We start from the raw sequence: 11,706 nt of genomic DNA, 5'->3' as shown, positions 1-11,706 counted from the left end.
CGCACCCGTGGTGCGCGCGACCCCCGCCGCTCAGGGAGGCAGGTCGGCTCAGTAGACCGGCTTGCTCGGCTCGATCTGGTTGACCCAGCCGATCACACCGCCGCCGACGTGGACGGCGTCCGCGAAGCCCGCGGACTTCAGCACCGCGAGCACTTCCGCACTGCGGACACCCGTCTTGCAGTGCAAGACGATCTTCTTGTCCTGGGGCAGACCCTCCAGGGCGGTGCCGAGCAGGAACTCGTTCTTCGGGATCAGCTTGGCGCCGGGGATGGAGACGATCTCGTACTCGTTCGGCTCGCGGACGTCGATGATCTCGATGTTCTCGCCGTCGTCGATCCACTCCTTGAGCTGCTTGGGAGTGATCGTCGCACCGGCGGCCGCCTGCTGGGCCTCCTCGGACACGACGCCGCAGAAGGCCTCGTAGTCGATGAGCTCGGTGACGGTCGGGTTCTCGCCGCAGACCGCGCAGTCGGGGTCCTTGCGGACCTTGACCTGGCGGTACTGCATCTCCAGGGCGTCGTAGATCATCAGGCGGCCGACGAGCGGCTCGCCGATGCCCGCGAGGAGCTTGATGGCCTCGTTGACCTGGATGGAGCCGATGGACGCGCACAGCACGCCCAGCACGCCGCCCTCGGCGCAGGAGGGGACCATTCCGGGGGGCGGGGGCTCCGGGTAGAGGCAGCGGTAGCAGGGACCGTGCTCCGACCAGAAGACGGACGCCTGACCGTCGAAGCGGTAGATCGAACCCCAGACGTACGGCTTGTTCAGCAGCACGGCAGCGTCGTTGACCAGGTAGCGGGTCGCGAAGTTGTCCGTGCCGTCGACGATCAGGTCGTACTGGCTGAAGATGTCCATCACGTTGTCGGCCTCGAGCCGCTCCTCGTGAAGGACCACGTTCACGTACGGGTTGATGCCGAGGACGGAGTCGCGGGCGGACACGGCCTTGGAGCGGCCGATGTCGGCCTGGCTGTGGATGATCTGGCGCTGGAGGTTCGACTCGTCGACCTCGTCGAACTCCACGATGCCGAGCGTGCCCACGCCCGCCGCGGCCAGGTACATCAGCGCCGGCGAGCCCAGGCCGCCGGCGCCCACACACAGCACCTTGGCGTTCTTCAGCCGCTTCTGCCCGTCCATCCCGACGTCGGGGATGATCAGGTGGCGGGAGTACCTGCGGACCTCGTCTACGGTGAGCTCGGCAGCCGGCTCGACCAGGGGTGGCAGCGACACGGGGACTCCGTTGGTCGGTCAATCACTACAGTTGTTCTCCCCGTAACACTGCCATGGCCTTCTTCATTCCGAGACACCTGTTCCGATCCGCGAGACGATTTCGTCCCAGTAGCCGGGCATGGTCTCCCACGGGTCGAACGCGCCGTCCCGATCGTGACGGTCGGTGAACCAGATCGTCGCCGCACCCTGCCAGCGGGCGATCCGCAGCGCCTCGTCGAGATGGCCGCGGGGCACGCCGTGCACGAAGTGGCAGAACCGCTCGGGCGGGTAGTCGGCGGTCCATTCGGCCGCCTGCGACCAGCGGTAGTCGCTCCAGGGCCCGGAGAAGGTGACGAGCTGGTCGGCGTTCTCCGCGTATCCGGGGTGCGGATGGGTGCCGTGACCGAGGACGATGTGAGGCGCGTCACGGAGCGTGCGGAGGGCGCCGACGGCGCGGCGGATCTCCGGGAGCGCGGCGCGTTCGGTCGGGCAGCGGTCCAGGAGGAAGCCGTCGACCTGGTACCAGTCGAGGTAGCGGCGTGCGTCGGAGACCACCTCGGCGAAGGCGCGGGCACCGTGGACGGCGTCGAGGTGCCCGAGGACGCGGACACCCGCGTTCCGCAGCCGGCCCGCGGCCTCCAGGCAGTGCGGGTCGGGGCGGACACCGGGGCCGTCGGCGACGTTGAGGACGACCCAGTGCAAGGGCCTGCCCGGACGGGCGAGTTCACCCCACTCGGCCGGCGCGACGAGGGGATGCGCGAAGCCGGGGACACCGAACCCGGCCCGGACGTCGGTGCTCGCGGTGCCCGCCCGGGTGCCGGTCAGATACGGCATGCCGCCTCCATCCAGATGTCGGCGAGGGACTCCTCGAGGTTGATCCGGGGCCGCCAGCCCAGCCGGTCACGGGCGGTGCGGACATCGGCCTGCTGCCAGCTGCCGCACCCGTCGGGGTACGGGTACGCGACCGGGGCCACATGGTCGGAGTCGGGGCGGGGGTGGCCGATGGTCGGCCTGAGGTGGCCGCCGGGCGGGCCGTCGAGTTCGTGGAGGGTGCCGCCGTATCCGGCCACGCGCGCGAGGACGGCGGCGGCGTCCCGGAGGCGGACGGCACGGCCGGAGCCGATGTTGATGACGCCCTGTGCGGCGGACAGCGAGGCGGCGTGCACGGCGCGGGCGACGTCACGGACATCGATGAAGTCACGCTGGGCGCCCAGTCCGCCGAGTTTCAGCTCGCCGTCGCCGGACTGCATGGCGCGGCGCATCGCCTCGGCCAGCCGGCCCAGCGGGGAACCCGCGGGAGTGCCGGGCCCGGCCGGGGAGAACACCCGCAGCACGACCGCGTCCAGGCCGGAGCCGAGGACCAGTTCGGTGGCGGCGAGCTTGCTGACGCCGTACGGTCCGCCGGGACGCGGGACGGCGTCCTCGGCGGTGGAGGAACCGGGCTGGCTGGGGCCGTACTCGGCGCCGCAGCCGACGTGGACGAGACGGGCGCCGCAGCCGCTGCGGCGCAGCGCCTCGCAGACGGTGGCGACGGCGACGGTGTTGTGCCGGGTGAGTTCCCGGGCTCCGCCGCGGGTGGCGCCCGCGCAGTTGACGACGACCTGGGGGTGGACCGCGTCGAGGAAGCGGGTGAGGGCGCCGGGGCTGCCACTCGCGAGGTCGAAGCGGACGTCGGCGTCGTCGCCGCGGCCGAGCGCGGTGAGCTGGACGGCCGGGTCGGCGAGCAGACGGTCGGCGACGAAGCGGCCGATGTAGCCGTTGGCTCCGGTCAGCAGGACCCTCATCGCGTGGCTCCCGGGGTGCTCGCCGCGGTTGCTCCGGTGACCGCGCGGGCTCCCGCGACCGCGGGTGCCCCGGTGGCTCCGGTCGCTCCGGATCGGGAGGTGGTCATCTGGTCTCTCCTTAGGGGGATTTCATGGGTGGAGGAGCGCGTGCGTCGTGCGGTCCGTGCACGGTGGGGGTGGCGCGGCGCGCGGTGGTCGGGGGCGGGCGGACGGCGCCGGGTCAGCACGGCTGGTCCGCTCGCGCGTGGGCCGAGGCCCTGGTGAGGGTGCGGGTCGCGTGGATCAGCAGGGTGAGGGCAGCCGCCCCGCAGGCGAGGACGGGGACCCCGGCGGGGCCCCAGGCGGCCATGAGCGTGTCCACGGGTGCGGCCAGGAGGTCGCAGCGGGGCAGCCGGCCGGCGAGGAGCAGGGCCAGGGCGATCGCCTCGGCCGCGCCTGCCGCTCTGAGGACGACCGCCGGGGCGTGGGTGAAGCCGTGGACGGTGAGGAGGCGGGAGAGGAGGAGCAGCGCACCCAGCGTGAGCGTTCCCGCGTAGGCGGCGGGTTCGCCGAGGGCCGCCGCGCAGACACCGGTGAGGACCGCGAGGGCGCACAGATACAGGGCGAAGACGCTCAGCAGCAGCGGCCGTACGGAGGCGGCGAACTCGTCCAGGCCTCGGCTGGTGTCGAGCCTGCGCCGGGCGCGTACGGCGAGAAGGTGCGCGCACCAGGCGGCGGGCACGCAGGCCAGCGCGAGGGTGAGGAGCGGGGCCGTGGCGAGCGGCCAGGGGCCGTCGGCTGTTCCGGTGGGCAGGCCGTCGGGGCCGCCGTCGGCCGCGGCGCGCAGCAGGCCGTCGCCGAGGGCCGCGTAGGCGAGGAGCCAGCAGGTCCAGCCGCCGGTGCGGTGCCGGCCGGGGTGCGGGCCGCCGCGTGGGCTCGACGAGGGCCGGCCTCCGCGTGGGCTCAACGGGCCTCGGCGGAGCGCGGCCCGCAGGCCCAGGGTCACCGCCAGGACGCCCGCGGTGACCACAAGGAGGCGGGCCTGACCGTGGGTGAGACGGAGGCCGACGACGGTCGCGGCGGTGAGGGCGCCCGGCAGGAGGGTGAGCAGCGCCCAGTCCAGGCGGGCCCGCGGCGCCGGAGTGGGCTCCGGGCGCGGGGGCGTGTCGCCGTCTCGGGGGACGCGCGCGTACATCTCCTCCGCGAGGGAGAAGACGTCCCGGTGCCGGAACCGTGCGGCGGTGCGGTCGGTGACGCCGTGGGCCTCCAGACCCGCCGCGATCTCCAATGGATCGACCGCCCGCTCGCACAGTCCGCGGTGACGGTGCATCAGTGCCTTCACCGGGTCCACGGCGCCGCCTCGCCGAGGCGCGACGGGGCCGGCAGCCGGATAGGGGCGTGCGCCGGAGGGCGACTCGGGGCGCCCGGCAGGGGTGGACACCGCCGGCCCGCCGGACTCGGACCGCGCGTCGGTGCTCGGAGCGGTGTCCTCGCTCGCCGGCCAGTCCCCCGACGGTTCGTCCCAGGCGCCGGGGCTCACCGGTGTCGCGGGGCGGTCGAGTTCGCCCAGGCCGCTCATCGGGCCCCCTCGGTCGCGACGACGGGAGCAGGGACAGGAGTGGTGGCGCGGGGCGACGACGGGCCAGACGTCGCGGCGGAACCGCGCGCCGCCGCCGTACCCCGCACCGGCGGTCCCGCCGTCCAGCCGGACGGGTGTCGGGGAACGGCCCGTCCGCCGAGGCCGGTCCACCGGCCCGGCAGCCAGGCCTCGGCCGGTACCGCGAAGGGCCGTGGTTCGCCGGCCGCGTCGAGGATGCCCTGGCGAACCGGGCTCCGGGAAACGATCTCCAGGTAAATGCCGTGAAATGCCGCGATGTTCTGCTCGACGGTGAACAGTTCGAGAGCGCGTGCGCGGGCGGCCGCGCCCAGGCGTGCACGGCGCCCCGGGTCGCGCAGCAGGGCCACGCACGCCTCCGCGAGCGCCCGCGGGTTGCGCGGCGGGACGACGAGCCCGGTGCCTCCGATGACCTCGACCACCGCGCCGACGTCCGTGGACACGGTCGCGCGCCCGCAGAACATCGCCTCGACCAGGCCGACCGGGAACCCCTCGACGACGCTGGACAGGACGACGACGGCACCGGCCGCGTACGCCTCGGCGGGTCCGGGCACCTCCGGGCCGCCGATCTCCTCGAAGGACACCGGATTGTCGCCGACGGAGTGCGGCCCGGCCGCCTCGTCGGGGAAGAGTTGCGCGGCCAGCATCCGGCAGTGGCCGAGGTAGGCCTCGCCCTCCGCCCCGGCGGCCGCGCCGAGGATCCGCAGCCGGGTCCCGGGTTCCTCCTTGCGGATCTCCGCGAAGGCGTGCAGCAGGGACACCAGGTCCTTCGCCGGTTCCACCCTGCCGACCCAGACCAGCGTGCGCGGGTCGGCGGCGTCCGGGGAGTCGCCGACCTCGGTGAAGCGGGAGGCGTCCATGCCCGGGTGGACCGTCCGCAGTTTGGCCCGGTCGGCACCGCAGCGCTCCTGCCAGCGACGGGCGTGCGCGTTGCCGGGCGTGACACACGCCGCCTGCCGGTACACCTCGGCGGCGAGCCGCCCGTGGAAGGCCGCGAGCAGGGACCGTACGGCCGGGGCACTCTCCGGCACGGGACCAGGGGCCGCACCTGACGCGGAAGCGGCTCCGGGAGCGACAGCCGCGCCCGCGCCCAGATAGTGCGTCCGCAGCCGGACCCCGTACTCGGTCACCAGCAGTGGCACGCCGAAGAAGTGACGGGCGAGCAGGCCCGGAAACGCCGCGGCACCGCCCGACGCGGCGTGGCAGAGGTCGACCGAGCCGAGCCCGTCGCCCCCGTCGTCGGCGTACCAGTCGAGCGAGAGAGGGCGCAGGGCGCGTTCGAGGTGAGCGGCGACGGCGAGGAGATCGGGTACGCGCGCCTCACGCGCCGTACCGAGCGCGCCGGGCGCACGACAGGCACGCTCCAGGGCGCGCACGGCGCCCTCCGAGCGGAGCGCGCCCACCAGGCCGCCCTCGTCGCGGGCGAGTTCCGCGAGCCCGTACAGCGCGTTGCCGAAACGGTCCGCCTGGGGGCCGGAACGGTCGGTCCCCGCGTCGGCGGGCGCCCCCTCACACAACACGGACACCAGCGCGCCGTAGTGCTCGGTGAAACGCCGGCGCGCACGCCGTCCGTGCACCACCCCGTCGTCCTCGGCGGTCCACAGCGGCGCGGTACGCACGCGGGTGACCTGCGGCGGCAGTGCCACCTGGCCGGCGGCCTCCTGGCGCTCGCTGCGGCTGAGCGCGTAGACGTCGAACTCATGCTGCCCGAGCCCGCGCACGAGCCGGTCGCACCAGAGCCCCGCATCACCGCTCACATACGGATAGCCACCCTCCGTAAGCAGTCCGATGCGCACGTGTGCACCCCCGATCTCCCGTTTGGGGAGCCGCCGTTGACCCGGCGGCTCGCAGCGGGACGAACGTATGCGGACAAGGCGGTGGGGGGGGGGGGGGGGGGGGGGGGGGGGGGCGGGGGGGGGGGGGGGGGGGTGGGGGGGGGGGGGGGGGGGGGCGCCCGGCCTCGCGCCGGGGGGACCGCCGCGCTAACACGGGCGGCGTCCGGGGGGGTGTGCCGCGTGGGGTGTGTCCTCCCCCCCACCAAAAGGGGTGAACGGTCGTAACTTTCCCGTGCGGGTCGCGTTCCGTCGCGCTAAGAGATCAGGCGAGCGCGAAACGTTACACCTCAGGGGGCGTGCGGACGCCTTTCGGGCGCCCCGCAGACGCTCTCTGGCTGTTCGTCAGCTGTTCGGATACGGCCAGGGGTTGGGGAGGCAGCGGATCCCGTCGTACTCCAGGAACTTGGTCTGCTGCTGCATGACCGGGGCGAGGTCGCCGTCCTTGTCACAGGTGACATGGCCGTAGCCGAGCCGGTGGCCCACCTCGTGGTTGATCAGCATCTGCCGGTAGGCGTACATCTCGTCGCCGTAGGTCCGGGATCCCTGCGCCCACCGGTAGGCGTTGATCATCACGCGTTCGGTGGCGGCCGAGTCGCACGAGACGTTGTCCTCGGTGGTGTCCAGGCCGGACTTCGCGCACCATTCGGCGGTGGTGCCGGGGCTGGCGAGCGTGATGACGAAGTCGGGCTCGCCCGAGTGGATGCGCTCGAAGGTCCGCGCGCCGTTGTGCGCCCAGCTGCGGTCGTCGTTCAGCGTCCTCTGCACGGCCTGCGCGAACACCTCGCCGTCGAGGCCGAGCCCCTGCTCGACGTCCACGCGGTAGGTGTACTTCTGCCCCTTGCCGGGCGCCTTGTCGATACCGGGTACGGCGTCGAACTTCCCCGACCCCGCGTACGTGGCCCCGAGCCGGTACCGCGCGCCCATCTTCTGGTCGTACGTCAGCGGGACCACGCTGGGTGACGCCGACGGGCTCGGCCGGTCGGCGTCGCGCGCGGTGGCATCACGGGCGTCACGGGCGGCCTTGTCGGCCGTGGACTGCGACTGGACGGAGTCGTCGTCGCGCGCGTCGGTGACCTGGCCGGCGACGACGATGGCGAGCACGGTGGTGACGGCGGCGGCCGCGATGCCGGTGAAGGCCCGGCCCTTGCCGCCCCTGGCCGCGGGCTCACCGGTGGGCGGCTCGCCGTCGGACCCGCCGGCCCCGCCGCCCGCGGGAGTGGGCCGGGGGCTCCTGTCCCAGTCGGTGACGGAGACGTAGGCGTCGGTGGGGCGCGGGGTGACGTAGGTGTCCGTGGCGAGCGCGGTGGCCGCGGCGGCGGCCGCCGGCACGCGGCGCGCGAAGACGTCGTCGCCCTCGGTGAAGGCGTCGAGGTAGTCCTGTCGGGGACCCGCCGCCGAATCCGTCCGCCGCTGCCGGGACCCGGCCGCGGACTCGGGTCGCTGTCGCGGGATCAGCGGGCCGGAACCGCTGGCCGTACGGCCCTTCAACTCGCCCCAGGCTCCCCCGGCTTCACGCTGCTCGGGATGCCCGCCACGGACCTGCGGGGTGCCGCGCGGCGGGGTGCCGTCGGGGGCGCGGCGCCCGCCAGGGACGGGCAGGCCGTGGGCGGGGGTGCCGTCGGGGAGTCCAGGCACGCCGCGGGCGGGAGTACCGTCGGGAGACCGGGGCATACCGCGCGCAGGGGTCCCGTCGGGATTCCCGGGCGTCGGTGGGGGCCCGTCGGCGGGCCGGGCCGTGCCCTGAGGACGGCCGCCCCGAGTCTCGCCGGGCGTGGCTCCCTGGGGGGCACCGCCGGTGCCCTGCCGTGGTGCGTTCTTGGGCGCATGCCCGCGTCGACTGTGACGTCCCACGCCCCCTCAGCTCCCCGAACCCGCGGATCCACCGGCCCGCTCGGAGAACGCCCCGGAGCTCGACCCGGTTCCCGAGCCCGACTCCGGCCCCGCATCCGGTCTCGACCCGATGTCCGTATCCGTATCCGGCCGCACCCCGGTACCCGTACCGGGCGTCGACCCGATGTCGGTATCCGGACGCGCGCCCGTGTCCGGCTCGGCCTCCGGCTCCGTGCGCGATCCTCGCCCGCCCCGCTCGGCCGTGTCCTCCAGCAGTTCCCGGAAGGCCGTGGCGACCGTCTCCGGGTACTCCATCATCGCCACGTGCCCCGCGTTCGGCAGGGTGAGCAGGCGGGAGTCGCGGAAGGCGCGGGCCGCCCGCTGGGCCATGCGGAAGCCGACGAGCTGGTCGCGGCCGCCGTAGACGAGGAGGGTCGGGGCGAGGACGCGTTCGGCCTGGCGCCAGAGGCCGTGCTGACCGCCCAGCGTGTAGGCGTTGACCAGCCCGCGCGCGGAACGTGTCATCGCGTCCCAGAAGTACGGCAGCCGCAGCCGCCGCTCCAGCTCCTCCACGGCGTACCCGAACGCCTCCGGGGTGACTTGCCCGGGGTCGCCGTAACAGAGGGCCATGACGCCACGGACCCGCTGCTCGGCCGTCCACTCCCGGGTGAACCGGGTGAACAGCGCGGCCACGCCGGGCATGCCGAGCAGCCCCGTGGGCACCGCCGTGCGCTGGACGCGCAGCTCCGGCAGGGCCGGCGAGACGAGGGTGAGCGTCCGGACGAGGTCGGGGCGGACCGCAGCGACACGCGTCGACACCGCGCCGCCGAGCGAGTTGCCGAAGAGGTGGACGGGTCCGCGGCCGGACGCGTCGAGGTGGCGGATCACGGCACGCGCGTGTGCCGTGATGGAGTAGTTGCCGTCGTCCGGCGGCGGCGAGTCCCCGAATCCGGGCAGGTCGACGGCCTCGCTCTCGACTACACCGTCGAGCTGTGCCATCAACGCGGACCAGTTCTGCGAGGAACCGCCGAGGCCGTGGACGCACAGTGCGGGCTGCAGTCCCGCGCGCGTGGGAGGCCTGGAGCGGACCGTCATGGTGACGCCGGGCAGGCGGACCGACCGCAGTCTCTCGCCCTCGGCGACCCGGACCGACGCGGCCTTCGGCAGCACGCTGGTGGGCGGCACGGACGGCAGCTCTGTCGAAGACATGCCGCAATGTTACGAGACGATCACGCGGGGACCCGTGTGTTCGCCGTCACAAGAGGCCGACCGCGCGTCGCGCAGATGGCGGCGCGATTCCTGGGCACATCGCATAGCGAGCGAAAAGGGTGTCTCCTAGGCTCGTACAGAGGGCACCCGCGTGTGGCCCCTGCATCTTCAGGGACGTTCGTAGGAAGGGAGCCCACCCATGGCCATCGACCCCACCGATCCGGAGACGTTCACGGACGAGGAGGACGACGCCGCGGAGATCGGCGTGGAGGCGCCGGAGAACGACGCCGCCGAGCAGAAGGCCGATGTCGCGCCGGAGAGTGACGACTCGCTGGAGGGCGTCGACCCCAGCCGGGCCAACGAGGCGGACCTCGCCGAACAGGCGCGTGTCGTCACGCTCGACGAGGACGACTACCGCTGAGGAGACCGACGAAAACCGCCGCGGAAGGAAAGGAAACGCCGCCGATCACCGTGCGCCGAGCTGGAGTGGAGCGCGATTGTGCCCACAACGCCCCGGTTTGAAACCTTACCTACGGCTTTTGCCATCGTCCGGTCCGTGAAATTCTGCGTTCGCACCGCGCACACCACGGTTACCGAAAAGTACGATGGCGGCGCGGCGGCACACCGCAAGAGGGACGACATTGGGAGGCGGCGTGACAGCCATCGAGCAGACTGAGGCGGCGCGCCCGCGAGGCACGCGCCTGCCGCGCCGTGCCCGACGGAACCAACTGCTGGGCGCCGCCCAGGAAGTCTTCGTCGCGCAGGGCTACCACGCGGCCGCGATGGACGACATCGCCGAACGCGCCGGCGTCAGCAAGCCGGTGCTCTACCAGCACTTCCCGGGCAAACTCGACCTCTACCTGGCCCTGCTGGACCAGCACTGCGAGTCGCTCATCCAGGCCGTGCGCAGCGCGCTCGCGTCGACGACCGACAACAAGCAGCGCGTCCGCGCGACGATGGACGCGTACTTCGCGTACGTCGAGGACGACGGCGGCGCCTTCCGCCTGGTCTTCGAGTCGGACCTGACGAACGAGCCCGCCGTGCGCGAGCGCGTCGACAAGGTCACCAACGAGTGCGCCGAAGCGATCCGGGACGTCATCGCCGAGGACACCGGTCTCTCGCGCGCGGAGTCGATGCTGCTGGCCTCCGGCCTCGGCGGTCTCGCGCAGGTGGTGGCCCGTTCCTGGCTGCACAGCGACCGCAGCGTCCCGCGCGACGAGGCGGTGCAGTTGCTGGCCTCGCTGGCCTGGCGGGGCATCGCCGGATTCCCGCTGCACGGGACCGAGCAGCACTGAGCCGCACCACCTCGGCCGTTTGTTCCCGCTCGCTGTTCGCTCCTGGCGTGGACGGCCGCGCCGTGCACGTCCCCTCACCGGGCTAATGTGTGCAGCGTACGGCGCGGACGCCCGCGCACCTCGTGACCGTCGGAGGGACTTAGCCGTGGAGGTCAAGATCGGCGTGCAGCACGCGCCCCGCGAGATCGTTCTGGAGAGCGGTCAGACTCCGGAGGAGGTCGAGCGCGTGGTGGCCGACGCACTGGCCGGTAAGTCGCAGCTGCTCAGCCTCACGGACCAGCACGGCCGCAAGGTCCTGGTTCCGGCCGACCGCCTGGCCTACGTGGAGCTGGGCGAGCCGGCCCCGCGCAAGGTGGGCTTCGGCGCGCTGTAGGCGACGCTCGACGGAAGGGGCCCGGCGGCCGTTCGGCTGCCGGGCCCCTTCCGCGTTCCGCCCGGCTCCTCCACGCCCCCACCGCGCCCCCACGGATGGAGCACAACCCGGCCACAGGGAAGGATTGCATTCCGCAGGTCACGGGTATGACGGGCTACGACCCTGGTGCACAGTCCGGCCGCCTGGAGGGACCACTGATGATCTTGGAAGCGCTCGGCTCCGCTGTGTTCGGTCTCGTGCTCGCATGGGCGGCGGTCCACCGCCTGTCCCACCGGCTCCCGGCCCGCAGCCTGGTGCTCGCGACGGGCATCGCCGGAGCCCTGTTCGGTGACTTCGTCACCCACAGCGCCCTGGGCCCCGGCTCCGCGATCGGGAGTCTGCTCGGCGCGGTGATCGTCTCCACCGCTTCCCTCTCCCTGCTCCTGCGCCCGGCGACGAGACTCCGCCGCCGATCAGCGACGGCTTAGCGCGGACCGGCCACCGCAAGGGGACCGCCCAGGGGCGCGGGGCGGTACCGATCTGCGGCTCCGCCGCACGGGCACACCCAGCCGCAACCGGCCCGCAGCCGCGACCCCCGAAG

Annotated in this window: 11 protein-coding genes; 4 read left to right on the top strand and 7 right to left on the bottom strand. The window is 73.5% G+C overall.

What is annotated here, in order from left to right; genetic code table 11:
- Positions 1–48 precede the first annotated feature (48 nt).
- From moeZ to ACFWJX_RS29250, 7 genes are all read right to left on the bottom strand, one after another.
- Positions 49–1,227 carry an adenylyltransferase/sulfurtransferase MoeZ gene (gene moeZ / locus ACFWJX_RS29280; RefSeq protein ID WP_073497294.1) on the bottom strand — a complete coding sequence of 393 codons (1,179 nt, stop codon included), beginning with the start codon at positions 1,225–1,227 and terminating at the stop codon, positions 49–51.
- A 63-nt stretch (positions 1,228–1,290) separates the two neighbouring features.
- A complete protein-coding gene (locus ACFWJX_RS29275; protein WP_383248994.1) occupies positions 1,291–2,040 on the bottom strand; it encodes a spherulation-specific family 4 protein in 750 nt (249 codons plus the stop codon).
- Complete coding sequence (locus tag ACFWJX_RS29270) at positions 2,028–2,990, bottom strand: NAD(P)-dependent oxidoreductase (protein WP_252546244.1); 963 nt, start codon at positions 2,988–2,990, stop codon at positions 2,028–2,030. The genes ACFWJX_RS29275 and ACFWJX_RS29270 overlap by 13 nt, the downstream gene beginning before the upstream one ends.
- A 220-nt stretch (positions 2,991–3,210) precedes the next feature.
- Positions 3,211–4,548, bottom strand: coding sequence for a hypothetical protein (locus ACFWJX_RS29265; RefSeq protein ID WP_383248991.1), 1,338 nt, complete (start codon positions 4,546–4,548; stop codon positions 3,211–3,213).
- Positions 4,545–6,380: a DUF3492 domain-containing protein gene (locus ACFWJX_RS29260; RefSeq protein WP_383248989.1), complete on the bottom strand. Its 1,836-nt coding sequence runs from the start codon at positions 6,378–6,380 to the stop codon at positions 4,545–4,547. Before ACFWJX_RS29260 ends, ACFWJX_RS29265 begins: the two co-directional genes overlap by 4 nt.
- Before the next feature lie 381 nt (positions 6,381–6,761).
- Positions 6,762–8,270, bottom strand: coding sequence for a DUF3152 domain-containing protein (locus ACFWJX_RS29255; protein WP_383248987.1), 1,509 nt, complete (start codon positions 8,268–8,270; stop codon positions 6,762–6,764).
- A 6-nt stretch (positions 8,271–8,276) separates the two neighbouring features.
- Positions 8,277–9,458 (bottom strand): alpha/beta fold hydrolase, encoded by a 1,182-nt coding sequence (locus tag ACFWJX_RS29250; RefSeq protein ID WP_383248985.1) that lies wholly within the window; start codon positions 9,456–9,458, stop codon positions 8,277–8,279.
- Positions 9,459–9,657: 199 nt separating this feature from the next.
- Between ACFWJX_RS29250 and ACFWJX_RS29245 the strand changes: the two genes are divergently transcribed.
- From ACFWJX_RS29245 to ACFWJX_RS29230, 4 genes are all read left to right on the top strand, one after another.
- A complete protein-coding gene (locus ACFWJX_RS29245) occupies positions 9,658–9,879 on the top strand; it encodes a hypothetical protein (RefSeq protein ID WP_383248983.1) in 222 nt (73 codons plus the stop codon).
- Positions 9,880–10,111: 232 nt separating this feature from the next.
- On the top strand, positions 10,112–10,753 hold the full coding sequence (locus ACFWJX_RS29240; protein ID WP_073493073.1) for a TetR/AcrR family transcriptional regulator: 642 nt from the start codon (positions 10,112–10,114) through the stop codon (positions 10,751–10,753).
- A gap of 145 nt (positions 10,754–10,898) precedes the next feature.
- On the top strand, positions 10,899–11,126 hold the full coding sequence (locus ACFWJX_RS29235) for a DUF3107 domain-containing protein (protein WP_073493074.1): 228 nt from the start codon (positions 10,899–10,901) through the stop codon (positions 11,124–11,126).
- A 197-nt stretch (positions 11,127–11,323) separates the two neighbouring features.
- The gene (locus tag ACFWJX_RS29230; protein WP_383248981.1) at positions 11,324–11,593 is read left to right on the top strand and encodes a hypothetical protein; all 270 of its coding nucleotides are present in this window, start codon (positions 11,324–11,326) and stop codon (positions 11,591–11,593) included.
- The last annotated feature ends 113 nt before the right edge of the window (positions 11,594–11,706 follow it).

It is taken from the genome of Streptomyces sp. NPDC058335 (assembly GCF_042723915.1).
GTDB lineage: Bacteria > Actinomycetota > Actinomycetes > Streptomycetales > Streptomycetaceae > Streptomyces.
The sequence above is the reverse complement of the archived record's forward strand: the minus strand, read 5'-3'. Positions and strand labels throughout refer to the sequence as shown.